Below are 23,532 nucleotides of genomic sequence, written 5' to 3'. Positions count from 1 at the left end.
CTCTCTCCTCGTTGCTTCAGGCGCCGACTTCCGCCGACAGCGCCAGCGCGCGGTCCACCATCTGCGGCGCGAGGCCGAGGTAGTTGGCCGGATCGGTGAGGCGATCGATGGTGGCGCGGTCGAAGTGCTTCGTGACCTCGGGCAAGGCAGCCAGCGCCTCGGCCAGCGTGCCGCCTTGGGTGTTGACCGTGCGGCAGGCGTCGTAGACCACGTCGTGCGCCTGCTGCCGGCCGATGTGAGGCGCCATGCCCATCATCACCGCCTCGGCCACGATCAGGCCCTTGGTGATGCCGAGGTTGTGCGCCATGCGCGCCTCGTCGACGATCAGTCCGCCGAGCGCGAACTTGGCCTGGTGCAGCGCGCCCGAGGTGAGGATGAAGCTCTCCGGGATCGCGATCCACTCCGCATGCCACGGGCCGGTCGCGCGCTCGAAGTCCTGCACCATCGCATCGACCATCAGCCCCGCATGCTGGCGCACCGCCTTCGATGCGGCCAGCATCAGCTCGCTGGAGATCGGGTTGCGCTTCTGCGGCATCGTGCTCGATGCGCCACGCCCTTTGACGAAGGGCTCGTAGACCTCGGCGAACTCGGTGGACGCCATGATCATGATGTCCAGCGCGATCTTGCCGAGCGAGCCGGTGACCAGCGCCAGCAGGTTCACCGCCTCCGCAAAGCCATCGCGCGCCACATGCCAGGTCGTGGCCGGTACGCCGAGCTTCAGCTCCTCGGCCATCGCCTTCTGCACCTCGAAGCCCCTGTCGCCCAGCGAGGCCAGCGTGCCGGCCGCGCCCGCGAACTCGACCACCGCCACCCGAGGGCGCAACTCAGCGATGCGTTGCTGATGCCGGTCGAACATCGCCAGCCAGATCGCGACCTTGTAGCCGAAGGTCACGGGCAAGGCCTGCTGCAAGTGCGTGCGACCGGCCATCGGCGTATCGCGGTGCTTTTTCGCGAGGGATGCCAGGATGCCGCGCAATTCGCGGATGTCCGAGCCGATGCTGTCCAACGCATCACGCACCTGCAGCGCGACGGCCGTGTCCATGATGTCCTGCGTGGTCGCGCCCCAGTGCACATAGCGGCCCGACTCGCCGCACATCGCCACCAACTGATGCACCAGCGGCAGGATCGGGTAGCCCACGATGTCCGTCTCTTCGCGCATGTGATCGAAGTCGATGCGCTCGATCTTCGACTCACGTGCGATGACTTCCGCCGCTTCCGCCGGGATCACGCCGCAGCGCGCCTCGGCACGGGCCAGCGCCACCTCGGCATCGATGTAGCGCTGGATCAGCGCGCCGTCGGAGAAAATCTGGCGCATCTTCTGCGTGCCGAAGGCATCGCGGAACAGGATCGAATCAACGACCGTACTGGCCATGGGAAACGAAGGATTCTTGGACATGGAGCCTCTTGAAGTTGGAATGGGATGGACGACAATATGTTCGGACATATGAGACTTTAATATGTTCGGACATATTCACAATTCAGGGTTTACCCTTGCGCAGCCATGACCACCGCACTTGACCCCGCACCGCAGAAGGCCACCTTCGCCAATATCGCCCGCCACCTGACGGAAGCGATCACCACCGGCCACTTCGCCGTGGGCGACCTGTTGCCCACCGAGCTGGAGCTGTGCAAGCACTACGGCACCAGCCGCCACACCGTGCGCGCCGCGCTGGCGGAGTTGCAACAAGTCGGGTTGGTCTCGCGCAGGAAGAACGTCGGCACGCGCGTGGAATCGGCCAAGCCACGGACCAGCTTCCGGCCCTCGCTGGCGTCGGTGGACGACCTGGTGCAGTTCGGCGCCGAGCACTTGCGGGTGGTGCAATCCGTCGGCCATGAGACGGCGAGTGGAGATCTGGCCACGGAACTGGGTTGCGCGGACGGCACGCGCTGGATGCGCATCTCCAGCCTGCGCCTGGTCGGCGACGAGTCGGCCGCGCCCGTCGGGTGGACGGACGTCTATATCGACCCGGCTCACGCCGACATCGCGGAACTCGCCAAGGCCTCGCCGGACGCCTTGATCAGTTCATTGATCGAGGAGCGCTACGGCCGCCACATCGCGGAGATCCATCAGGACGTGCGCGCCTTCACCCTGCAGGACCGCGCCATGGCCAAGGCCCTGCAACTGGAGCCCGGCGCCACCGCGCTGAAGATCGTGCGGCGCTACTTTGACGACGACGGCGAGGTATTCGAGGTGTCGGTCACGGTGCATCCGGCCGAGCGGTTTTCGGTGTCGATGCGGCTGCAGAGGTCGACGGGTTGAAGCCCCTCAACTCCACCCACTCACCGCCAACCGCACCTTCCCACTGATCCCCGGCGCCGAGAACGCCGACCCCGTCTTCGACAGCGGCACCACGAACTGCAACTTCCCATCGACCACGTCGTCGTAGTTCGTCGGCACGGTGGCACGGCCAGCGGTGTCAGTCTGCCAGCCGTACTTCACCTTCCACGTCTTGGTCGCGTCGGCGTCGGCTGGCGGCTCGATCTCGATGATCAGCGTGTCGCGGAACAACGAGCTGCCTTCGTAGTGCCCGTCGACCCAGAACTTCCTGTTCACCTGGTAGTCCGGCACGCGCACGCCCAGCGTCATCGCGTAGGCGAGCGTGGGCCGGTCCTGCTTCACGCGTGCCTTGTTGGACAGGAACACGGTCGACAGATAGATCGACCGCTTCTCCGGCGTCGCCGGGTTGGTCAGCTCCTTGTGCGTGCGGCAGGCCGGCGAATCCTCCTCGGCGACGCGCCGGCTCAGGTACCAGCGCTTGCCGCGCGGCGCGGCCAGCAACTCGACCTGGTACAGCGCATCGACATCCGCATCCTTCGGGATGTCCGGCGGCAAGGTCACGCTGTCCACGTCGAACCACAAGTCCACCCGCACATCGCCAAAGAGAAAGCGCACCAGGTTCTGGAAGGCCTCCTCGGAGTTCACGATGCCGAAGTAGCCCGAATGCGATCGGTAGGTGTAGGCGGTGGCCACCGGCCGCTCCTTGCCGTCCTTGTCGAAGGAGCACAGCGTCGCGTTTTCCACGCGCACCAGACCGTCGCTGCCGTGACCCGCGAACATGCGTGACGCGCCCATCGCCACCTCGTAGTCGCCGCGGTTCGAGCCGACCATGCAGAACACACGATCCGGCGCGATGGCCGAGGGCGGCAGGTAGTCCACGCGCCCGTTGATCTGCGGCGTGGCCAGGAAATTGGCGATCTTGTCGCGGTTGAAGGTGTTGATCTCGTTGACCGTCAGCCAGCTCGGCACGTTGATGCCGCCGATGTCGATGCCGTTGTGCGGCGTTGCATAGGTGAAGAACTTGTCGACGCACTTGCGTGCCACTTCATCGCCGAGCGCCGGGTTCTGCAGGAAGGCGCGACACACCAGCCCGCCCATCGAATGCGCCACCAGGTAACAGCGGAAGCCATCCGCCGCGGCCGGCCCTTCGCGCTTTGCCACCAGGTCCCGCACGCGCAGGATGAGGTCGTTCAGCCCCTTCGCGTAGGCCGTGATGTCGCGCGCCTTGCCGTCGCCGAGCAGGTCGGAGCCCGTCTCGTAGTAGCGGTAGATGATGACCGAGGCCGACGGAATGCCCTCGACGTCCGCGCCGGTCTGGTCCGGCGGCGGCTTCCAGTCCTCGTCCAGGATGTCGAGCCCGTTCTGGTAGACGCTCATGTACTGGAAGTCGGCCAGCAGCCGCACCACCGGCGACTCGAACACGAACTTCTGCGCCGCCGCCTTCTTGTCCACCGTGGCCCGGTACACCGTCGAGCCCACGTTGAATCCGCAGAACGGATCGGCCGTGGTCTCGTCGCGCTCGTTGGTCGTCATCGCGTAACCGCGCACATAGATGATGGGATAGCGCTTGTCCGTCATGGCAAAGACCTCCTGTTGCGCGCCGTGGCGAGGATTTGCAACGCCGCAGTGGTGCGAGGCGCGCGTGCATGGCGCGCGGGGCCTCGTCCAGCATCGCCCCCGACTGTGACGCCGCCCCTTGGCCGCCGCCATAGCGCGCATGGCGTAGAGCAAGCGGCCAGCTTCCGCGGCTACCGCCAGCGGCGCAACGCGCATACGATGACCGTCCCGCCGGTCGCAGAGCACGACCGCCTGACAGACGAGAGAGGCAAGAACCCCCATGCTGACCGCTGCCCTGCGTGACGACCCTCCGACCGAAGAATCCGTCGTGGCCGACTGGCTGGACTGGCCCGGCCTGACCGACCTTCCCTCGACCACGCTCGACGAACTCTTGCCCTCCGGCGCACGCGCAGTCATCGTCGCGCCGCACGCGGACGACGAGGTTCTCGCCCTGGGAGGCCTGCTCGCGCAACTGGCCGCGCAGGCGCGCGAGACCTGCATCATTGCCGTGACAGACGGCATCGCGCGCCCGGCCGATGCACGGCACTGGCCGCCCGACCCGCGCGCCCGCATGGACTCCATCGAGAGTCGCCGCGCCCTGCACCGCCTGGGCGTCACCGACGACCCGGTGCGCCTCGGCTTCCCGGACGGCAGCCTGCACATCCTGCGCCGCATGCTGGCCGAGCGCCTGCAGCCCTTGCTGCGCGCCGACGACGTGGTGTTCACCACATGGCGCATGGACGGCCCGCCCGACCACGAGGCCACCGGCCATGCCTGCGCCTTCGCCGCCGCCCTGTGCGGCGCCCGACTGGTGGAGACGCCGGTACGCGCCTGGCATTGGGCCAAGCCCGGCGACGTACGCCTGCCCTGGCGCCGCGCGCGCCGGCTCTTGCTCGACACCGACGCGCAGGATCGCAAGCGCAAGGCGCAAGACGCCCTCGAGGCCCGCTTGCGCTGCGTCCCGTCGCTCATCGGCGACCCGGACCTGTGCCACAGCGCCATCACGCGCGCGGGCTGGCCGTTCGAGTTGCTGTTCGCCTGAATCTTGCGAAGGACTTGCGAGAGCGGGCGATCGCCACGGGCGGGCCGCTCGAGCGACGACGCGATGTCATCGAAGGTCGGGGCGCTTCAACTATCCTCTCGCGGATGACCGCCACCCGCCTTTTGCTCGCCGTCGCCCTCGTCTTCGTCGCCGCCTGCAAGAACTCCGGCGCCTGCGAGTCCCCCTATTCCGCGTCACCGCAATTCAAGGACTGCGGCTTTGTGAATGCCCCAAACCCAGATGCCAAGCCCACGGCCAACGCGGCCCGGATCTGGTGGCGTTTCCTGGTCGGCACCAAGGTCGACACCGTGCCGGTCGATACCATCCCGGTGCGGCCGCTGACCACGGCGCAACTCGAAGCGCTCGACCCGCAGGCCAACCACGTCATGCGCCTCGGCCACGCCTCCACGCTGCTCAAGCTGCGCGGCAAGTTCTGGCTCACCGACCCGATGTTCAGCGATCGCGCGTCACCCTTCGGCTTCATGGGCCCGAAGCGCTTTCATGCGCCGCCCATCGCGTTGCAGCAGTTGCCCGCCATCGAAGGCGTGATCATCTCGCACGACCACTACGACCACCTGGACGCGCCCACCATCGAATACCTGGCGCAGCGCGCACAACGCTTCTTCGTGCCGCTGGCCGTGGGCAAGCGCCTGCGATCGATGGGCGTGCCCGCCGACCGCATCACCGAACTCGACTGGTGGCAGTCCGCGAAGCAGGGCGAGGTGCAAGTGACCGCCACGCCCTCGCAGCATTTCTCCGGCCGCACCCTGGCCGACCGCAGCGAGACGTTGTGGGCCTCATGGGTGATCCAGAGCGGGCCGCAACGCATCTTCTACAGCGGCGACTCGGGCTACTCCAACGCCTTCAAGCAGATCGGCGAGCGCATCGGCGGCTTCGACCTGGCGATGATCGAGAACGGCCAGTACGACGAATGGTGGCCCTCGGTGCACATGACGCCGGAGGAAGACATCCAGGCCTTCGAGGACCTGCGCGCGAAGGTGCTGCTCCCCGTGCACAACAGCACCTTCGACCTCGCCTTCCACACCTGGCACACGCCGCTCGATCGCATCACCGACCTGGCGGCAGCGAAGAAGATCGACATCGCTACGCCCGAGATCGGTGAAGTGGTCACCGTGGGTCAGCCGCGGACCAACGTGCGCTGGTGGGTTGGGTTGAAGTAGGCGCCCGGGTCAGCGCTGCTCACGCCGCTCACGGGCTCGTCGCACCTGCCGGCTCTCGTTCGATTTAGCGACCGCCACCTCCTTTTGCACCTTCTTCTCCTTGCGGTTGCGCGAAAGCTTGCGGGCGATGAAAAAGCACGCGGTGCCGCTGACGACGGCGAGTCCGGTGGCGATGGCTCCGACTTCCATGATGAATCTGTCTCCGAATAGGTTTTCTTGTGGGGTGCCCGACTATTGCACGCGCACGATGCTGGCCGGCTTGAAGCCCAGGTCGGCCGCCTTGCCTTTCCGAGCGCGTGTGCCGCGCGCGTTGTTCAAGGTGCGGATTTCCAGCGTCTCGTCGCGTTCCTTGCCGCCGCGCCCGATACCGTCGATCCGCACGCTGCGCGTGTAGGCCGCCGCACCCGCGAGCGTGTCCTTGGCCTCCAGGTCGATCAGCGTGAGCCCGCGGCCGCCCTTGGGCAACACCTTCAGTTCCGCAATGTCGAAGGTCAGGATGCGCCCGCCCGTCGACGCGCAGGCCACATGCGTCGCGGCCGGCATCGGCTCGGCGCCACTCGCCCCGCCCACCAGCGAAGGCCGGCACAGTTGTTCGCCCTCGCCCACGTCGACGAAGGCCTTGCCACCACGCTGGCGCGAGGTCATGTTCTCGACCGTCGCGATGAAGCCGTAGCCCCCCGTGTTCGACAGCAGCAGGCTCGCGCCCAGCGGCCCGGCGAAGTAATGCGCCACGTGCGTGCCGCTCTCAAGGTCGAGCAGGGTCGTCACGGGCTGCCCGTCACCACGCCCACCCGGCAGCGAAGCCACCGGCACGGTATAGACACGCACCGTCTTGTCCTTGGCCGTGCCGAACACCAGCAGCGTATCCACCGAGCGGCATTCGAACGCGCCATACAAGGCATCGCCCGACTTGAAGCTGTACTCGGCCGGCGCACCATTGCCGCCCGCGGCCTTCTCGCTCGCCCATCCCTTCTGCGCGCGCACCCAGCCCTTCTGCGAGACGATCACCGTCACCGGCTCGTCGACCACCTTGACCTCGGCCACGGCACGCTTCTCCGCCTGGATCAGCGTGCGGCGCGGGTCCTCGAAGGTCTTGGCGTCCTGCTCGATTTCCTTCACCAGCAAGCGGCGCAAGGCGGCCGGGCTGCCGAGGATGTCTTCCAGCTTCTTCTGTTCCTCGCGCAGGCCTTTCAACTCCTGCTCGATCTTGATCGCCTCCAGCCGCGCCAACTGGCGCAGGCGGATTTCCAGGATGTCCTCGGCCTGCCGCTCGCTGAGGTTGAAGCGCGCGATCAGCGCCGCCTTCGGATCTTCCGCCGCGCGGATGATCGCGATCACCTCGTCGATGTTGAGCAGCACCAGCTGCCGCCCCTCGAGGATGTGGATGCGGTCCAGCACCTTGTCGAGCCGATGCCGTGAGCGCTTCTCGACCGTGATCTCGCGGAACGCGATCCACTCGTTGAGCATCTGCCGCAGCGACTTCTGCGTCGGCTTGCCGTCAATGCCGACCATCGTCAGGTTGATTGGCGAAGAGGTCTCCAGCGAGGTCTGCGCCAGCAGCGTGGTGATGAACTCCTCCTGGCTGATGCGCGAGGTCTTCGGCTCGAACACCAGGCGCACCGCCGCGTCCTTGCTCGACTCGTCGCGCACCACGTCCAGCACGGACAGCATCGCCGCCTTGAGTTGCGTCTGCTCGGTGCTCAGCGCCTTCTTGCCGGTCTTGATCTTCGGGTTGGTGATCTCCTCGATCTCCTCCAGCACCTTCTGCGTGCTCACGCCCGGCGGCAGTTCGTTGACCACCAGCTGCCACTGTCCGCGCGCCAGTTCCTCGATCTTCCAGCGCGCACGCACCTTGAGCGAGCCGCGCCCCGTGCGGTACGCGTCGGCAATGTCCGTCGGGCTGCTGATGATCTGCGCCCCGCCCGGATAGTCCGGGCCGGGCACGATCGCAAACAGCTCTTCCTCGCTCAGCTTGCCGTTGGTCTTGATCAACGCGACACAGGCATCGGCGATCTCGCGCAGGTTGTGGCTCGGGATTTCCGTCGCCAGGCCCACCGCGATGCCGCTCGCGCCGTTGAGCAGCGTGAACGGCAGGCGCGCCGGCAGCAATCGCGGCTCCTCGGTCGAGCCGTCGTAGTTGGGCACGAAGTCCACCGTGCCTTCGTCGATCTCGTCGAGCAGCAGGCTGGTAATGCGCGCGAGCCGCGCTTCCGTGTAGCGCATCGCCGCGGCACCGTCGCCATCGCGGCTGCCGAAGTTGCCCTGGCCATCGACCAGCGGATAGCGCTGCGAGAAGTCCTGCGCCATGCGCACCAGCGCGTCGTAGGCGGCCTGGTCGCTGTGCGGATGGAAGCGGCCGAGCACGTCGCCGACCACGCGCGCACTCTTCACCGGCTTGGCCCCGACGGTGCCGTTGGCCCCGCCGAAGCCGAGCCCCATGCGCGACATCGAATAGAGGATGCGCCGCTGCACCGGCTTCTGGCCGTCGCACACGTCGGGCAGCGCCCGGCCCTTGACCACGCTCAGCGCGTATTCGAGGTAGGCCTGTTGCGCGTAGTCGGCCAGCGTGATGCCATTGCCGTCATCTTCGGGTGGCAAGAGATCGAGCGTCGGTTCGGAGTCCATGAGCAGAAAGTTTCGAGAGAAAAATGAAATGCAAAAAGGATGCGCCGCGCGGCGTCATCCCAATGTGAAAGCCTCGTGCACGGCCGACTGCACCGATCCGCCGAGCACCGCACCGCCGCCCGCGACGTAAATCCAGTCGCCGATCAGCGCCGCGCCCACCGCATGGCGCGGCGTCGGCATCGGCGCGTGCTGCTGCCAAGTGTCGGACGTGGGATCGTAGCTCTCCATCTGGCCGAACACCTTGGCCTGGCGCGGAATGCCACCGGGCAGCAGCACGCCACCCTCGCCGCCCATCGCGTAGAAGCGACCACGATAGACGACCAGGCCATGGCCCGATCGCGCCGTGGGCAGCGGCGAACGCAACTCCCAGGTGTCGCGCGCCGGCAGGTAGACGTGATGCAGATCCGTGTTGTATTCGAAGGTGTTGAAGCGCCCGCCGATCACATGGATCTGGCTGTTGTGCGCCACGCAGCCGACATGGTCGCGCGCGCCGGGCAGCGCCTTGCGCGTGGTCCACTTGTCGGCCTTGGGGTCGTAGACCTCGTGCCAGCCGACACTCGCCCGCTCTGCCGCAGGCTCCGAGGCACCGCCGATCAGGTGCAGCGATCCATCGAGCACCACGGCCGCCGCGGCGCCGCGTGGGCGCGGCAAGGGCGCGATCGCTGTCCACCGATTGGCCGCGATCTCGTAGACATAGGCATTGGTATCGGAGCGCCGGTTCTGCTCGACGAACCCGCCCAGCGCATAGACCCTGCCACCATCAGCCGCCACGGCGACGTGATTGGCCCCGCGCGGCAACGGCGCACCGTCCAGCCAGCGATCCGCCGCCGGGTCGTAGATGTGGTGGTAGTCGCGATTCACCGCGCCCTCGCCATAGCCGCCCACCACATGCATGCGCCCTTGTGCCGCCGTGGCCCAGGCCATCTCGCTGCGCGGGATCGGCAAGGCCGCGCGCGTCACCCAACGGCCGGCGGGGCCCTTGGGCGCAGGGCTGTCGACGACGCGCTGCGACTCCTGCTCCGGCGTCATGTGGTGCGGTACGCCACCCTGCAACTTTGCGAAAGGCTCCATCGCCGACGGCGCAGCGGGCAACGACTGAGCGCGCGACGCCCCGGTCATCGCACACGTCGTGGCGGCGAGCAGCAGGGATCGACGTTGCATGGCGTTTCCTAGGATGGTGGAAGGGCAGTCGCGCTCAGGACGCAGGCGCTTCGAGCGGCTTGGCAGGCACCGCGGATGGCTCGGGCAAGGCCGGCATCGCAGGCACATTGCGCGGGTCCGGCGGCATGTTGCCACGGCCCAGCGCCCCGCCCTTCGGCACCACCATCTCCATGCGCACGCGTCCCGGCGTCTTGCCGCCGCGCCCGGTACCGGCACCCGGCTTCAGGTAGGCATAGAGCTGCAACACCGTCTGCACATAGTCCTGCGTCTCGCGGTAGTTCGGGATCTTGTTGCCGGCGCGCTGTACCGCGCCCTCGCCGGCGTTGTAGGCCGCCAGTGCCAGCTCGATCTGTCCCGGGAACATCGCGATCAAGTCGCGCAGGTAGCGCGAACCGGTCGCGATGTTGATACGCGGGTCGTACAACTTTTCCTCGATGGTGCGGCGCTTGTCGCCCTGCACGCCATAGCGCTCGGCCGTGGCCGGCATCACCTGCATCAGCCCCATCGCGCCCTTGGGCGACAGCGCCTGCGCATCGAAACCCGACTCGGTCGCGACGAGCGCCTGCAACAACTCATAGTCGATCGCATGTCGCTTCGAAGCGTCCTGCAACGCCGTCTTGGCAACCTTGTAGTTCGGCGATTTCTCGAACATCGCGACCAGCGACTGCGACACCGCCGGCACCTTGCCATCGCCGCGTCGCCCCGGTGCGCCGATGCCATCGGCCGTGTCGAAGCTCTGCCCGCCCTTGAAGAACAACTGGTAGCGCCCATCGAGCTTCTCCGATGCGAAGTGCGCCATGCCCTTCTCGTCGACGTAACCGTAGATGTCGGCCGCGAACGCGCCGTGCTGTGCGATCAGCAACAGCACCGCCGCCATCCATCGACGAACAAGGCCCAATGGATTCACCTCGCGATTCGCAAGCCCGGCGTCCCCGCCCCGCGGGCGAAGACGCTAGACATCGATCTCCACATCATCGCCACGCAACTCCATCAGGTCGCGCCGCGCGGCCGCCTCACCCTTGCCCATGAGCTTGGTGATTTCTCCCTGCGTTTGCGTGAAATCCAGCCGGCCGAGTTGCACTTGCAACAGGCGCCGCGTGTCCGGGTTCAGCGTGGTCTCCCACAACTGTTCCGCGCTCATCTCTCCCAGGCCCTTGAACCGGCTGATGCTCCAGGCACCTTCCTTCACGCCGTCCTTGCGCAGCTTGTCCAGCGTGGCCGTGAGTTCGCCTTCGTCCAGTGCATAGACCTTGGACGCCGGCTTCTTGCCACGCGCAGGTGCATCGACCCGGAACAATGGCGGCTTGGCGACGAACACATTCCCTGCCTCGATCAGCTTCGGAAAGTGCCGGAAGAACAGCGTCAGCAGCAGCACCTGGATGTGCGAGCCGTCCACGTCGGCATCGCTCAGGATGCAGATCTTGCCGTAGCGCAGGCCGCTCATGTCAGGCGTGTCGGCGGGCCCATGCGGGTCCACGCCGATGGCCACCGAGATGTCGTGGATTTCGGTGTTGGCAAAGAGCCGGTCGCGCTCCACCTCCCAGGTGTTCAGCACCTTGCCGCGCAACGGAAGAATGGCCTGCGACTCCTTGTCGCGGCCCATCTTGGCGCTGCCGCCGGCCGAGTCACCCTCGACCAGGAACACTTCGTTGTGCGCCGTGTCCTTGCTCTCGCAGTCGGTCAGCTTGCCGGGCAGCACCGCCACGCCGGAGCCCTTGCGCTTCTCCACCTTCTGGCCGGCCTTCTGCCGCGTCTGCGCGGCCTTGATGGCCAACTCGGCCAGTTTCCTGCCGTAGTCGACGTGCTGGTTCAGCCACAGCTCCAGCGCCGGCCGGACGAAGCTCGACACCAGCCGCACCGCATCGCGCGAATTCAGCCGTTCCTTGATCTGCCCCTGGAACTGCGGGTCCAGCACCTTGGCGCTCAGCACATAGGAGGCCCGCGCGAACACGTCTTCCGGCAACAGCTTCACGCCCTTGGGCAGCAGCGAATGCAGTTCGACGAAACCCTTGACCGCATTGAACAGGCCGTCGCGCAGCCCGCTTTCATGGGTGCCGCCGGCGCTGGTCGGGATCAAGTTGACGTAGCTCTCGCGCACCGGCTGCCCTTCCTCGGTGAAGGCCACGCACCAGTCGGCGCCCTCGCCTTCTGCGAAGTTGTCGGCGTTCTTGTCGGCGTGGCCCGCGCCTTCGAAGAGCGGGATCACCGGCTCGCCGTTGAGCGTCTGCATCAGGTAGTCGCGCAGGCCGCCCTTGTAGAGCCACTGCTGCGTTTCCTTGGTCTTCTCGACCACCAGCGTGACCGTCACGCCCGGCATCAGCACGGCCTTGCTGCGCAACAGGTGCGTCAGTTCATGCACCGGCAATGTGGCCGTCTCGAAATACTTCGCGTCGGGCCAGGCCCGCACCGTGGTGCCCTGCTTGCGATCGCCATTACCACTGACCTGCTCGCGGATCTGCAGCGGCTCGATCACGTCGCCGGCCGAAAACGCCAGTTGCGCCACCGAACCCTCGCGGTACGACACGACTTCCAGCCGCTTCGACAACGCATTGGTCACCGACACGCCCACGCCATGCAGCCCGCCCGAGAAGCTGTACGCCCCGCCCGAACCCTTGTCGAACTTGCCGCCCGCATGCAGCCGCGTGAACACCAGTTCCACGACCGGCGCCTGCTCCTCCGGATGCAGCCCGAACGGAATGCCGCGCCCATCGTCCTCGACGCTCACCGAGCCGTCGAGGTGCATCGTCACCTTGATCTTCTTGCCATAGCCCGCGAGCGCCTCGTCGGCCGCGTTGTCGAGCACTTCCTGGATGATGTGCAGCGGGTTGTCGGTGCGGGTGTACATGCCCGGCCGCTGCTTGACCGGCTCGAGACCCTTGAGAACACGGATCGAACCTTCGGAATACGCCGGGGGAATTGTCTTGCTGGGGGTTGCCATGGGGGCGGATTGTAGTGAGCCCGACCGCCAAAAACTGGATGCCCATACAGGCAACTTTCATGCCCGGGAGCGCGGCGATGGCGGCCGTTTCGCCGCGCCATCCGAAAGAGCCACACTAATTGAGTAACAAGTATTCAAAAATCGGTCGGGGCCTCGACGCGCCCTGGATGTCCGGCGAAGTGGCCTGACCGTCCTGCCGCGCCGCAAAGATGCGCGCGGCGCATCAATGGCCGGTAGATATTTCAAGAATCTGGAATGGCCGGGCACGGGACCGGCCCATGGCTTTTGGGTACATTGACCGGGATGCGCCCCGCCTCCACCCAGCCCCTCAGCCTGAAGCAGGTGCTGCTTTGCGGCGCCATGATCGTCACCCTCTCGATGGGCATCCGCCACGGCTTCGGGCTGTGGCTGCAGCCGATCACGCAGGCGCAGGACTGGTCGCGCCAGACCTTCTCCTTCGCCATCGCCATCCAGAACCTGTCCTGGGGCGTGATGGGCGTCTTCGCGGGCATGCTGGCCGACAAGCTGGGCGCGTTCCGCGTGCTGCTGATCGGCTGCGCCTGCTACACGCTCGGCCTGGTCGGCATGGCGCTCTCGCCGACACCCACCTTGTTCGCCTTGACCGCGGGCGTGCTGATCGGCGCCGCGCAAGCCGGCACCACCTACGCGGTGGTCTACGGCGTGATCGGCCGCCAGATCCCGGCCGAGAAGCGCTCCTGGGCCATGGGCGTGGCGGCCGCGGCCGGCTCCTTCGGTCAATTCCTCATGGTACCGATCGAAGGCCAGCTCATTGCCAGCCTCGGGTGGCAGACGGCCCTGCTCGCGCTGGCGGCCGTGGTATTGCTTGTGGTCCCGCTCGCCTTCGGCCTGCGCGAGCCGGCGTCCACCACGGGCAGCGGCAGGCGAGATCAGACCATCGTGCAAGCCCTGGCCGAGGCCTTCCGCACGCCCAGCTTCAGCCTGCTGATGGCCGGCTATTTCGTCTGTGGCTTCCAGGTGGTGTTCATCGGCGTGCACATGCCGAGCTACCTGCGCGACAAGGGCCTGTCTCCTGAAGTCGCCAGCTATGCCTTGGCGCTGATCGGCCTGTTCAACGTGTTCGGCACCTACGCCTCCGGCTCGCTCGGGCAGAAATTCGCCAAGCGCAAGATCCTCGCGGCGATCTACTTCGGCCGCGCCGTCGCCATCGCCTTGTTCCTGATCGTGCCGATCTCGCCGCTGTCGGTCTATGTCTTCGCCGCCGCCATCGGCTTCCTGTGGCTCTCGACCGTGCCGGCGACCAATGCGCTGGTCGCGCAGATCTTCGGCGTGGCGCACCTGTCGATGCTCAGCGGCTTCATCTTCCTGGGCCACCAGGTCGGCTCATTCCTCGGCGTCTGGCTGGGCGGCGCGCTGTACGACCGCACCGGCAGCTACGACATCGTCTGGTACCTCTCGATCGCGCTGGGCGTGTTCGCCGCGCTGATCAACCTGCCGGTGAAGGAAAGCGCCGTCGTCCGCGCCGTGCCGCAACCCGCCTGAAGCCATGACCAGCCGGACTCGCCACCGCATTGCGCGCGCCGCCACCTGGCTGGCCATCTGCGGGGTGCTGGCGCTGGTGTTCGCGCTCTACACCCGGCCCGGCTTCATGGTGACCCTCATCGACCAACTCTGGGCCTGCTTTTGAGCGCGCTGCATGGCATGGGCGCGCCGTCGCCATGGGTGGCGCGCTGGTCGCACCTGGTGCCCGGGGGCGGCCGCGTGCTCGACGTGGCCTGCGGTGCCGGGCGGCACATGCGCTGGTTTGCAGGGCGCGGCCATGCGGTCACCGGCGTGGACCGCTCGCCCGAAGCCGTCGACGCGGCCTCGCATTTCGGCCGCGTGCTGCAAGCCGACATCGAATCGGGGCCGTGGCCCTTCGACGGCGAGCGATTCGATGCAGTCGTCGTCACGAACTACCTCTGGCGCCCGCTGTTGCCCGCCCTCATTGCCGCGGTCGCCCCCGGCGGCGTACTGCTTTACGAAACTTTTGCAGTCGGTAACGAAACCGTCGGCAAACCCTCGCGCCCCGATTTCCTGCTCCAGCCCGGCGAACTCCTGAACGCCAGCGTGGATTTGCGCGTCATTGCCTATGAAGACGGCTTCCTGGAGGATCCTGCCCGCTTCGTCCAGCGCATCGCCGCCGTTCGCCCAGTGGGGTCGTCGCCGCGCTACTCGCTCGAGAGCCAAGAGGCCAATTGACTGACCCTTCGTGGGCACCCGCGGAACCGGCTTTGCCGGGCCGCGGGGTGCGCCCCCTTGAGGGGGGCGCCGAAGGCGCTGCGGGGGTGGGGCAGCACATTAGTAGAATGGCTGCTTTTCGGCCCGAACAAAGAGAACCCCCTTGGATCCACTGACTGGCAGCATCGTCGCGCTCGTCACGCCGATGCACGACGACGGCAGCGTCGACTACCCTGCATTGCGCCGCTTGATTGACTGGCACATCGCCGAAGGCACGGACTGCCTCGGCGTCGTTGGCACCACCGGCGAATCGCCGACGGTCGACGTCGAAGAGCACTGTGAAATCATCCGTGTTTCCGTCGAGCAAGCCAAGGGCCGCGTGCCCGTGATGGCCGGCTGTGGCGCGAATTCCACGAAGGAAGCGATCGAGCTTGCCAAGTTCGCCAAGGGCGTGGGTGCAGATTCGCAACTCCAGGTCGTGCCCTACTACAACAAGCCAACGCAGGAAGGCCAGTACCAGCACTTCAAGGCCATCGCAGAGGCCGTGGGCGACCTGCCCACCGTGCTTTACAACGTGCCCGGCCGCAGCGTTGCCGACATGGCGCACGAGACCGTGCTGCGCCTGGCACAGGTGCCCGGCATCATCGGCATCAAGGAAGCCACCGGCAACATCGAACGGGCCCAGTGGCTCATCCGCGAAGTGCCAAAGGGCTTCGCCGTCTACTCGGGCGACGACCCGACCGCCGTCGCGCTCATGCTGTGCGGCGGCCAGGGCAACATCAGCGTGACCGCCAACGTGGCGCCGCGCAAGATGCACGAGCTGTGCGTGGCCGCGCTGGCCGGCGACGTGGCCACCGCCATGCGCATCCAGTTCGAACTGATGCCGCTGCACCGCAACCTCTTCATCGAGCCCAACCCGATTCCCGTGAAGTGGGCCATGGCGCGCATGGGCCTTTGCGGCGACGCGTTGCGCCTGCCACTGACCGGACTCAGCGAAGCATCCCAGCCCGCCGTGCTGGCCGCCTTGAAAGCCACCGGCCTGCTGCACTGACGCCTGATTCAATGCGCGCGCATTCGCGCATGCAACCATTTGCCGACTTGCCACTCACAACCTGCGGCGCCGCATGCGTCCATTGAATTGCGATATCCAGAAGGAAGACGACGTTGAACACCATTTCGCGACTTGCATTGCTCGGACTCGTCACGAGCCTTGCGGCCTGCTCGGCTTTCGAGCCTGACAAGATCGACTACAAGAGCGCCGGCAAGGCCCCGACCCTCGAAGTCCCGCCCGACCTGACCCAACTCTCGCGCGACAACCGCTACGCCCTCCCCGGCGCGCCGGTCTCGGCCAACTCGTACCAGGCCGGCATCGCCAACGCGCCGGCCTTGCCGACCGCGGTGTCGAGCATCGGCGACGTGCGCATGGAACGCGCCGGCAACGAACGCTGGATCGTCGTCAACCGCCCCGCCGACCAGTTGTGGGAGCCGGTGCGCGACTTCTGGCAGGAGAGCGGCTTCCTGCTGACCACCGACCAGCGCAATCTCGGCATCATGGAAACCGACTGGGCCGAGAACCGCGGCAAGCTGCCGCAGGACATCATCCGCGGCACCGTCGGCAAGCTGATGGACTCGGTCTACTCCACCGGCGAACTCGACCGCTTCCGCACGCGCATGGAACGCACGCCCAACGGCACCGAGATCTACATCACCCATCGCGGCATGGAAGAGGTCTACAGCACCGCGCGCAAGGACCAGACCATCTGGCAACCGCGCAAGCCCGACCCGGACCTGGAAGCCGAATTCCTGCGCCGCCTGATGGTCAAGCTCGGCGTGTCGCAAGAACAGTCGAAGGCCCTGGTGGCAGCCGGCCCGGTGGTGCAGACCTCCAAGGTCGCCACGGTGGACGGCCAGCCCGTGGTGCAGATCAACGAAGGCTTCGAACGCGCATGGCGCCGCGTCGGCCTCGCACTGGACCGCACCGGCTTCACCGTGGAAGACCGCGACCGCGCCGCAGGCACCTACTTCGTGCGCTACGTGCCGCCGAATGCCAACAAGGACCCGGGCTTCATCGCCCGCATGCTCACGCTGGGCCAGGCCGGCAAGTCGGACCCACCGATCAAGTACCGCATCCAGGTCAAGAGCCAGGGCGAAGCCACGACCGTGGCGGTGCTCAACGACAAGGGCGCGCCCGAGACCTCGGCGAATGCACAGCGCATCGTCAAGGTCATCGCCGACGACCTGAAGTAAGGCGACGCCCGGCCGCCTGCTGCCATCCATGCTCCGTTTTCGAAGCCTCGGTAGCGGCAGCACCGGCAACGCCACGCTGGTAGAAGCGACCAGCGCAGGCCGCACCACCCGCCTGCTGGTGGATTGCGGCTTCGGGCTCAAGCAACTGACGACACGCCTGGCCACCGCCGGGCTGGGCATTGACCAGATCGATGCCGTCTTCGTCACGCACGAGCATGGCGACCACATCGGCTGCGCGCACATGCTGGCACGTCGCCACCGCATCCCGGTGTGGATGAGCGAGGGCACCTGGCTCGCCACCGGAGGACGCGACTTCGAAGGCCTGCTGAACCTGGCCCGCGATGGCAGTGCCATCAGCATCGGCGAACTTTCGCTGCATCCCTTCACCGTCCCGCACGACGCACGCGAGCCGCTCCAACTGGTCTGCACCGATGGCGCCCGTCGTCTCGGCGTGCTGACCGACCTGGGCCATGCCACGCCGTATGTGCTCGCGCAACTGGCCGGGCTCGACGCACTGCTGCTCGAATGCAACCATGACAGCGAGATGCTTGCGCAGTCGAGCTATCCCGACTTCCTCAAGCATCGGGTCGGCGGCAACTATGGGCACCTGTCGAATACCGCGGCCGCTGACATCGCACGTACCGTGCTGCATGCCGGTTTGCGGCATGTGGTGGCGGCGCACCTCAGCGAGCAGAACAACCGGCCGGGCATCGTGCGACAGGTGCTTGCCGAAGCGTTGGGCGCGGCGGAGGAGGACATGCTCACCGCCGATGCAGCATCCGGCTTTCCCTGGCTCGACGCATAACCTCAACCTTCGCCCCGCCCACAAAAAAGCCACCTTCACAGGTGGCTTTTGCATGAGGGCAGGCGCACTTACTTCGGTGCGTCCTTGGGCTTGTTCGGATCCTCGGCGGCCGCAGCGGGTGCTGGCGCAGCGGCATCCGCGGCAGGTGCTGCGGCTGGAGGCGCAGCGGCAGGTGCTTCGGCAGCAGGCGCGGCGGGCGCAGGAGCCGGCGCTTCCGCAGCGGGCGCGGGCGCGGGTGCAGGCGGGGGTGCCGGCGGCGTCACGACCACAGGCGGCGGCGTCACGACAGCCGGCGCCGCTTCCTCCTTCTTGCCGCACGCACTGAGTGCTGTCACAGCGGCCAACGAGGCGAGCAAGACGGTCTTTTTCATGAAGTCTCCTTTGAATTGGATGGAGCAAAAAATTCTAGCCCTCCATCCTGACCGGATGCTGCGGCGCCGGGCAACTCGCGGCATTGGCTGACAAGGCTCCGAAACAAAATGAAAACCAAAGGACTCATTCGATTCAGAGCCCCAGCGTGAAGGCCGGGAATGCCGGCCGCCCGTGGCGCAGGCATTCATCGATGGCTTCGCGCAATGCTCGCCGGCGTTCCGGTTGCACCGAGCACATGCCTCGCGCATGTTCGACATCGATGCGTTGCAGGCACCAGGACGGCGTCCAGATCGCGCTCGGCACCGTTGGCAGCCCGGGGCCCCTGCAGGCCCGGCAATCGATGATGTGGCTCCAGGTCTGGCGCCAGCGAACGAAGCGTGCATGCTCGCGTTCGAAGACCTTGAAGTGCTCGGCCAGCAGCACCAGGCTGCGACCGGCCGCGGCCCAGGCCTGCAGCGATTCGATGTCCGCACGCTCACCGAGCGGCCAGTCCTCGAAGTCGATGTCGCTGAAGACGATCTCACGCCAGTTCTGCCGCGCAGCCTCCGCCATCGCCAGCTTGAGATACGAGCGAAAGGCCTCGCGGCCTTCGAAGGGACCGTCGGGCAACGCGCCGGTCATTTCGCCCTCAGCCGGCGGCATGCAGCCATCCGGCTTCGCGCCAGTCGTCCAGCAACGCGAGGGCATCGTCGCTTGCCCGCGCCAGGTCGCCGGGTTCGAGTGCACGACGATCAGCCAGTCGACGCATCAAGGTCGCGTCGCGGCCTCCGGCCCTGAAGCTCTCCCCGTTGATGTAGACATGGCGCGCGTCGTAGAGCATGCGGCTGCGGCGATCGAGCGCAACACCACGCGTCACGTCCTCCGCTTCGCTGGCTTCGAACCAGACCTTGGCCTTCGGCTCCGTCATCGATTCGCCGAGCGCGCGATCGATCGCATCCGGGTCACGCTGCAGGCCGGCCAGCACGGCCTCTCTGGCGAATGCCTGCAGCGCCGAAGGCATTTCCGCGGGCTGCTCGACCGGGGGCTGCTGAGGATCACGGTAGCGCAGCGGCGGCTTGCAATCGGGGTCTTCGAGTTCATCGGCCTGCGCCTCGGCAATGCGCACCAGCAGGTCGGCAGCCAGTTCGTCCGCGGCAGGCGTGCGCAGGCCGATCGAGCAGGTCATGCAGTCGCCACCCACCGCCACGCCATCGTGCGCGTAGCGCGGCGGCAGGTAGAGCATGTCGCCGGGATCGAGCACAAAGGTCTGCTCCGGCTCGAAATGCTCGAGGATCTTGAGCGGCACGTTCTTCTGCAAGCTCAGGTCGCGCTGGCGGCCGATCGACCACCGCCGCTGCCCAGCGGCCTGCAACAGGAACACGTCGTAGCTGTCAAAATGCGGACCCACGCCGCCCTGGTCGCTGGCGTAGCTGATCATGAGGTCGTCGACCCGCGCATCGGGCAGGAAGCTGAACTGCCGCAGCAATGCATGAACGCTGTCATCGTGCGTATCGACACCCTGCACCAGCAGCGTCCAAGCGGCTTGCGTCGCCGCCGGAATGGCCCGGCGCGTAAAGGGTCCGTGCCGCAAGGTCCACCCCTTGTCGGCATGGCGGATGAGGCGCGATTCGACATCCTCCCGCGCAGCGAGTTCGAACAGGCCGGCACGGGAGATCGGCGGTTTCATGCCCGGCACGGCCTGCCGCACCAGCAGCGGCTTCTTCTGCCAATGCCGTCGCATGAACTGCGCGGCGCTCAGTCCGCCCAGCAGGGCGAGGGGTTTGTTGATCTCCATGGGAGAATTATCGCGATGGAAATCTCTGAACAATGCGTGGTCGGCCTGACCTGGACGCTGAAGGACACGCTCGGCGAGGTGTTGGACGTGCTCGACGAACCGGTGGAATTTCTCGTCGGCGGCGATGATCTCTTCGCCGCGATCGAGGCCGCACTGCAAGGCCACGAGCCCGGTGCAAGAGTTCAACTGCAACTCGAACCGGAACAGGGCTTCGGCGACTTCAACGACCAGTTGCTGTTCCTGGAACCGCGTACGCTGTTCCCTGAGGGCACCGAGGAAGGCATGACCTTCGACGGCGCCGCGCTACCCGCAGGCGCCAACCCCGACATGCCGCGCGACGTGCTCTACACCGTGAGCGAGGTCTACCCGGAGCATCTGGTGCTGGATGGCAATCATCCGTTGGCCGGCATCGCGATCCGCCTCGACATCACGGTGCGCTCCGTGCGCGAAGCGACTGAAGAAGAGATTGGTCGCGGCACCGCGGGCACCGGCTTCTTCAAGGTGCCATCGATGGCACCAGGAAACGACCTCCTCCACTGAAGGCGGGTCAGAACCGCGAGATCTGTCCGTTGTCGATGCGGACACGGTCGCCGATGCGCAGGTCACCCGGGTTCGGCACATCGAAGGCGCGATAGCCGCCGTTCTCGGTCTGGATCGACACCCGATAGCTCTCGTACACGCGCGGCCCGTTGTTCTGGGCTTCGATGCTGTTGCCCAGCAGCGCGCCACCGATAACGCCAAGGGCGGTTGCCGCGGTCCGTCCGTTGCCGCTGCCGATCTGGTGGCCCAGGACACCGCCGACCACGCCACCTGCCACGGCGCCAGCACCACCTGTGCCGGTGCCCGGGCGCTCGGTGCGCAGCACCTCGATGTTGGCGATGCGGCCGTATTCGGTATAGGCGTAGGGCGCGGGCTGCGCCGGATAGACCGCCTGCGGTTGATAGGGGTAGCGGCTCGTGGTGTAGGGCGCGGGCGCGACGCATGCCGTCAACGTGGCAACTGCCAGGACCGATGCGGTAACGGAAAGGATTCGTGGAAGCTTTTTCATGATGGACTGTTCCATGGAGAGGCTGGGTCTGGCCTGACACTGCAGTAACAGTCATCCAACGCGCGGCTGCGCGATCAGATGACCGGCCCTTGTAGGAGCGCGCCGCCAATGCACGGTTCCGTCCTTTACTCGCCAGTTGCAATCCGCCGCGATGCGGATCAGCTTGTCGAGCCCCGCAAGGTTCAGTGCTTCCCGGTCGACCCGTAGCCGCCCTCGCCTCGTTCCGATCTTTCGAACTCGCTCACCACATTGAACTGCGCCTGCACCACCGGCACGATCATGAGTTGCGCCAGCCGCTCCATCGGTTGCAACACGAAAGCGGTATTGCTGCGGTTCCAGGCGCTCACCTTGAGCTCACCCTGGTAGTCGCTGTCGATCAAACCGACCAGGTTGCCGAGCACGATGCCGTGCTTGTGGCCCAGGCCCGAGCGCGGCAGGATCAGCGCCGCATAACCCGGGTCTGCCAGGTGGATCGAGATGCCGGTGCCGATCAGCTGCCAGCCGTTGGGCTCCAGCGTCACCGGTGCATCGAGGCATGCGCGCAGGTCCAGCCCGGCGCTGCCGGGGGTTGCGTAGGCGGGGAGTTGATCCGCCATGCGCGCATCGAGAATTCGTACGTCCACTTTCACTTGCTGCGTCTTTCCGTTTGTTGTCTTGCAATTTGTTCGAGCCATTCGCGCCAGCTGCCCGCGCCCGGCGGCAGGAAGCGCCGACGCAGGCTGTGCGCCGCCCAGAGGCCACCGACGAACACCAGCGTCAGCACCGGCACGGGCGCGCCCACGGCCATCAGCGCGAGCAGCAACACCAGCCACGCCACGGCGAAGCCCTTGGCCACCTTCAGCTTGATCTCATCGACCGTGGGCGGCGGTACCGCGCCCGGCGAGGGAATGGTGGACGGCAGCCGATGGGACACACCGGCCTGCGGCGCATCCGACGGCGCCATGCCGACGTCAAGCACATGCTCGTTCTCGGCCACGGGCCGCTTGGGCAGGGCCGCCTCCGCCGCCAGCCGTTCGACCAGGCGCGCGAAATCACCATTGGGCGGCGTGTTCCATTGCGGGTTCATGGCGGTCTCCGTGCGGGCAGTCGCGCGGCGATTTCGGCCACGAGCTGACGCGCCAGCGCCAGCTTGGTGGCCCGCGGCAGCTCGCGCACGCCGTCTGAATCGACCAGCAACAGGCTGTTGTGGTCCTGCCCGAAGGTCAGCGGGCCGATGTTGCCGACCAGCAGCGGAATGCCCTTGCGTTCACGCTTGGCGCTGGCATGGGCCACCAGGTTCTCGCTCTCGGCCGCGAAGCCGACGCAGAACAGCGCGCCACTCTGCGCGCGCGGGGTCTTGGCCACGGTGGCCAGGATGTCGGGGTTCTCGACGAAATGCAGCACCGGCGGCTGCCCGCTGCCGTCCTTCTTGATCTTCTGCTCGCTGTGCGAGGCCGGACGCCAGTCGGCAACGGCCGCGGTGGCGACGAAGACCGTCGCGTCCTGCGCATTGCCCAGCGTGCTTTCGAGCATGCCCTGCGCCGACAGCACGTCGACGCGGCGCACGCCGCGCGGCGTCGTTTGATGGACCGGCCCGGCGATCAGCGTCACCTCGGCGCCCGCCTCGCGTGCCGCGCGTGCAATCGCGAACCCCATCTTGCCGGACGAATGATTGGTGATGCCGCGGATCGGGTCCAGCGCCTCGAAGGTCGGCCCTGCCGTCACCAGCACGCGCTGCCCGGCCAGCACCTTGGGCTGGAAGAAGGCGACGATGTCCTCGAGCAACTGGATCGGCTCCAGCATGCGCCCGTCGCCGGTCTCGCCGCAGGCCTGGTCGCCCGTCCCGACGCCGAGTGCAATCGCGCCATCGGCCTGCACCTGCGCGAGGTTACGCTGCATGGCCGGATGCGACCACATCTCGCGGTTCATTGCCGGCGCCAGCAGCAGCGGCACGGTTTCACGTGGCCGCGCCAGGCAAAGCAGGCTCAGCAACTCGTCGGCCCGCCCCTGCACCAGGCGCGCGATGAAATCGGCGCTGCAGGGCGCCAGCACGATCGCGTCGGCCTCGCGGCTCAGGTTGATGTGCGGCATGTTGTTCGGCTCGCGCGTGTCCCATTGCGAGCCATAGACCGGGCGCCCGGACAGTGCCTGCATGGTCACCGGCGTGATGAACTGTTCCGCCGCCTCGGTCATGACGACCTGTACGGTTGCGCCTGACTTGATGAGCAATCGGCATAGCTCCGCCGACTTGTAGCAGGCGATGCCGCCAGTGAGGCCCAGGACGATGTGTTTGCCAGCGAGATCTTGCATATGCGCGGAAGTGTAA

General features: G+C 66.7%; 24 protein-coding genes. 10 read left to right on the top strand and 14 right to left on the bottom strand.

What is annotated here, in order from left to right:
* Positions 1-16: 16 nt before the first annotated feature.
* Complete coding sequence (locus WKW79_RS13135; protein ID WP_340335587.1) at positions 17-1,396, bottom strand: class-II fumarase/aspartase family protein; 1,380 nt, start codon at positions 1,394-1,396, stop codon at positions 17-19.
* A gap of 105 nt (positions 1,397-1,501) precedes the next feature.
* Between WKW79_RS13135 and WKW79_RS13130 the strand changes: the two genes are divergently transcribed.
* Entirely contained in the window at positions 1,502-2,260 is a 759-nt protein-coding gene (locus WKW79_RS13130; RefSeq protein WP_340335586.1) for a GntR family transcriptional regulator, read from the top strand.
* 6 nt (positions 2,261-2,266) lie between these two features.
* Here WKW79_RS13130 and WKW79_RS13125 read toward each other — a convergent pair whose 3' ends face one another.
* Positions 2,267-3,856 (bottom strand): esterase/lipase family protein, encoded by a 1,590-nt coding sequence (locus WKW79_RS13125; protein WP_340335585.1) that lies wholly within the window; start codon positions 3,854-3,856, stop codon positions 2,267-2,269.
* A gap of 259 nt (positions 3,857-4,115) precedes the next feature.
* Here WKW79_RS13125 and WKW79_RS13120 point away from each other — a divergent pair, with 259 nt between their 5' ends.
* Both WKW79_RS13120 and WKW79_RS13115 read left to right on the top strand, forming a co-directional pair.
* Positions 4,116-4,877 carry a PIG-L deacetylase family protein gene (locus WKW79_RS13120; RefSeq protein ID WP_340335584.1) on the top strand — a complete coding sequence of 254 codons (762 nt, stop codon included), beginning with the start codon at positions 4,116-4,118 and terminating at the stop codon, positions 4,875-4,877.
* A 104-nt stretch (positions 4,878-4,981) separates the two neighbouring features.
* Positions 4,982-6,058, top strand: a complete 1,077-nt coding sequence (locus WKW79_RS13115; RefSeq protein ID WP_340335583.1) for an MBL fold metallo-hydrolase — start codon at positions 4,982-4,984, stop codon at positions 6,056-6,058.
* A gap of 9 nt (positions 6,059-6,067) precedes the next feature.
* Here the strand turns inward: WKW79_RS13115 and WKW79_RS13110 are convergent, their stop codons facing one another.
* From WKW79_RS13110 to WKW79_RS13090, 5 genes are all read right to left on the bottom strand, one after another.
* Entirely contained in the window at positions 6,068-6,247 is a 180-nt protein-coding gene (locus tag WKW79_RS13110; RefSeq protein WP_340335582.1) for a hypothetical protein, read from the bottom strand.
* A 42-nt stretch (positions 6,248-6,289) separates the two neighbouring features.
* Positions 6,290-8,683 carry a DNA topoisomerase IV subunit A gene (gene parC / locus WKW79_RS13105; RefSeq protein WP_340335581.1) on the bottom strand — a complete coding sequence of 798 codons (2,394 nt, stop codon included), beginning with the start codon at positions 8,681-8,683 and terminating at the stop codon, positions 6,290-6,292.
* Between the two features lie 54 nt (positions 8,684-8,737).
* Positions 8,738-9,844: a Kelch repeat-containing protein gene (locus WKW79_RS13100; protein WP_340335580.1), complete on the bottom strand. Its 1,107-nt coding sequence runs from the start codon at positions 9,842-9,844 to the stop codon at positions 8,738-8,740.
* Positions 9,845-9,878: 34 nt separating this feature from the next.
* Positions 9,879-10,721 carry a lytic transglycosylase domain-containing protein gene (locus WKW79_RS13095; protein WP_340335654.1) on the bottom strand — a complete coding sequence of 281 codons (843 nt, stop codon included), beginning with the start codon at positions 10,719-10,721 and terminating at the stop codon, positions 9,879-9,881.
* A gap of 75 nt (positions 10,722-10,796) precedes the next feature.
* Entirely contained in the window at positions 10,797-12,782 is a 1,986-nt protein-coding gene (locus WKW79_RS13090; protein ID WP_340335579.1) for a DNA topoisomerase IV subunit B, read from the bottom strand.
* Between the two features lie 303 nt (positions 12,783-13,085).
* Here WKW79_RS13090 and WKW79_RS13085 point away from each other — a divergent pair, with 303 nt between their 5' ends.
* The 6 genes from WKW79_RS13085 to WKW79_RS13060 all read left to right on the top strand — a co-directional run bounded on the left by WKW79_RS13085 (position 13,086) and on the right by WKW79_RS13060 (position 18,033).
* Complete coding sequence (locus WKW79_RS13085; protein ID WP_340335578.1) at positions 13,086-14,303, top strand: MFS transporter; 1,218 nt, start codon at positions 13,086-13,088, stop codon at positions 14,301-14,303.
* 4 nt (positions 14,304-14,307) lie between these two features.
* Positions 14,308-14,448, top strand: a complete 141-nt coding sequence (locus tag WKW79_RS13080; RefSeq protein WP_340335577.1) for a hypothetical protein — start codon at positions 14,308-14,310, stop codon at positions 14,446-14,448.
* A gap of 14 nt (positions 14,449-14,462) precedes the next feature.
* A complete protein-coding gene (locus WKW79_RS13075) occupies positions 14,463-15,002 on the top strand; it encodes a class I SAM-dependent methyltransferase (protein WP_340335653.1) in 540 nt (179 codons plus the stop codon).
* A 142-nt stretch (positions 15,003-15,144) separates the two neighbouring features.
* Entirely contained in the window at positions 15,145-16,032 is an 888-nt protein-coding gene (gene dapA / locus WKW79_RS13070; protein ID WP_340335576.1) for a 4-hydroxy-tetrahydrodipicolinate synthase, read from the top strand.
* Positions 16,033-16,145: 113 nt separating this feature from the next.
* Positions 16,146-17,228 (top strand): outer membrane protein assembly factor BamC, encoded by a 1,083-nt coding sequence (gene bamC / locus WKW79_RS13065; protein ID WP_340335575.1) that lies wholly within the window; start codon positions 16,146-16,148, stop codon positions 17,226-17,228.
* A gap of 28 nt (positions 17,229-17,256) precedes the next feature.
* Entirely contained in the window at positions 17,257-18,033 is a 777-nt protein-coding gene (locus WKW79_RS13060) for an MBL fold metallo-hydrolase (RefSeq protein WP_340335574.1), read from the top strand.
* A 68-nt stretch (positions 18,034-18,101) separates the two neighbouring features.
* Here the strand turns inward: WKW79_RS13060 and WKW79_RS13055 are convergent, their stop codons facing one another.
* The 3 genes from WKW79_RS13055 to WKW79_RS13045 all read right to left on the bottom strand — a co-directional run bounded on the left by WKW79_RS13055 (position 18,102) and on the right by WKW79_RS13045 (position 20,179).
* The gene (locus WKW79_RS13055; protein ID WP_340335573.1) at positions 18,102-18,404 is read right to left on the bottom strand and encodes a hypothetical protein; all 303 of its coding nucleotides are present in this window, start codon (positions 18,402-18,404) and stop codon (positions 18,102-18,104) included.
* 133 nt (positions 18,405-18,537) lie between these two features.
* Positions 18,538-19,047 carry a hypothetical protein gene (locus tag WKW79_RS13050; protein ID WP_340335572.1) on the bottom strand — a complete coding sequence of 170 codons (510 nt, stop codon included), beginning with the start codon at positions 19,045-19,047 and terminating at the stop codon, positions 18,538-18,540.
* Positions 19,034-20,179, bottom strand: a complete 1,146-nt coding sequence (locus tag WKW79_RS13045) for a JmjC domain-containing protein (RefSeq protein WP_340335571.1) — start codon at positions 20,177-20,179, stop codon at positions 19,034-19,036. Before WKW79_RS13045 ends, WKW79_RS13050 begins: the two co-directional genes overlap by 14 nt.
* A gap of 15 nt (positions 20,180-20,194) precedes the next feature.
* On the opposite strand from WKW79_RS13045, the gene WKW79_RS13040 reads away from it, so the two are divergent.
* A complete protein-coding gene (locus tag WKW79_RS13040) occupies positions 20,195-20,719 on the top strand; it encodes an FKBP-type peptidyl-prolyl cis-trans isomerase (RefSeq protein WP_340335570.1) in 525 nt (174 codons plus the stop codon).
* Positions 20,720-20,726: 7 nt separating this feature from the next.
* Here the strand turns inward: WKW79_RS13040 and WKW79_RS13035 are convergent, their stop codons facing one another.
* The 4 genes from WKW79_RS13035 to coaBC all read right to left on the bottom strand — a co-directional run bounded on the left by WKW79_RS13035 (position 20,727) and on the right by coaBC (position 23,516).
* Complete coding sequence (locus tag WKW79_RS13035) at positions 20,727-21,227, bottom strand: outer membrane lipoprotein (RefSeq protein ID WP_340335569.1); 501 nt, start codon at positions 21,225-21,227, stop codon at positions 20,727-20,729.
* Between the two features lie 182 nt (positions 21,228-21,409).
* Positions 21,410-21,856 carry a dUTP diphosphatase gene (gene dut / locus WKW79_RS13030; RefSeq protein ID WP_340335568.1) on the bottom strand — a complete coding sequence of 149 codons (447 nt, stop codon included), beginning with the start codon at positions 21,854-21,856 and terminating at the stop codon, positions 21,410-21,412.
* On the bottom strand, positions 21,853-22,293 hold the full coding sequence (locus tag WKW79_RS13025; RefSeq protein WP_340335567.1) for a hypothetical protein: 441 nt from the start codon (positions 22,291-22,293) through the stop codon (positions 21,853-21,855). Before WKW79_RS13025 ends, dut begins: the two co-directional genes overlap by 4 nt.
* Positions 22,290-23,516, bottom strand: coding sequence for a bifunctional phosphopantothenoylcysteine decarboxylase/phosphopantothenate--cysteine ligase CoaBC (gene coaBC / locus WKW79_RS13020; protein ID WP_340335566.1), 1,227 nt, complete (start codon positions 23,514-23,516; stop codon positions 22,290-22,292). Before coaBC ends, WKW79_RS13025 begins: the two co-directional genes overlap by 4 nt.
* Positions 23,517-23,532: the final 16 nt, after the last annotated feature.

This window comes from Variovorax robiniae, from assembly GCF_037889955.1.
Classification (GTDB): domain Bacteria; phylum Pseudomonadota; class Gammaproteobacteria; order Burkholderiales; family Burkholderiaceae_C; genus Variovorax; species Variovorax robiniae.
Note: the sequence above shows the minus strand (reverse complement) of the source record. Positions and strands in the feature narration are given on the sequence as shown.